Source organism: Ruegeria sp. AK4 (assembly GCF_056541025.1).
This window is the reverse complement of record NZ_JBQFXS010000082.1, coordinates 1-629: the sequence shown is the minus strand read 5'-3', so window position 1 is coordinate 629 and position 629 is coordinate 1. Positions and strand designations below refer to the sequence as shown.

2 protein-coding genes are annotated in these 629 nt (G+C 58.2%); both read left to right on the top strand.

The annotated features are described in order from the left end of the window. Positions 1 to 251: 5-deoxy-glucuronate isomerase (locus tag ACR0EZ_RS25980; RefSeq protein ID WP_480617740.1), on the top strand; the 251-nt coding region annotated here is incomplete at its 5' end. Beyond that, the coding region (locus tag ACR0EZ_RS25975) for a class II fructose-bisphosphate aldolase (RefSeq protein ID WP_480617738.1) at positions 248 to 629 on the top strand (382 nt) is incomplete at its 3' end. The genes ACR0EZ_RS25980 and ACR0EZ_RS25975, both read left to right, overlap by 4 nt.

Here is a 629-nt window from a genome sequence, read left to right as displayed (position 1 = left end):
GCTCGGGCCTGCAGATGTTGCAGCGCGAGGATAACGAACCGGGGAATGCTTATCACATCGTCGATGGCTCGACCGTTTGCATTGATACAGGGTATCACCCCTGCTGCGTCCTGCCGGGCTATGAGATGTATTATTTCACCATCCTTGGCGGTCTGACCCAGCGGTCTCTGGTGCAGTATTTCCAACCCACCCATGCCTATCAGATTGAGACGATTCCGGGCATCAAAGACATGATCGCCAAGTTCAAATGACCCTCGTTACGCTGAAAGACGTCCTGCAACCGGCCTACACGCAGGGTTATGCCGTCGCCGGGCTTGTGACGCTGGGATGGGAGGACATGCGCGCCTATGTGGGCGCGGCCGAGGCGGAAAACGCCCCGGTTATTCTGCAGGCGGGCCCAAGCTGTCGTGAGCACACCCCTTTGCCCGTTCTGGGCAAGATGTTCCGGCATCTGGCGGAAAATGCCTCAGTCCCGGTCGTGGCGCATCTGGATCACGGCTATACGTATGAGGACTGCAAGATCGCACTGGACAGCGGCTTTACCTCGCTGATGTTTGACGGCTCGCGCAAGCCCTTGCAGCAGAATATCGATGAGACCGCTGCCATCGCCGAAATGGCCCATTCCGTAG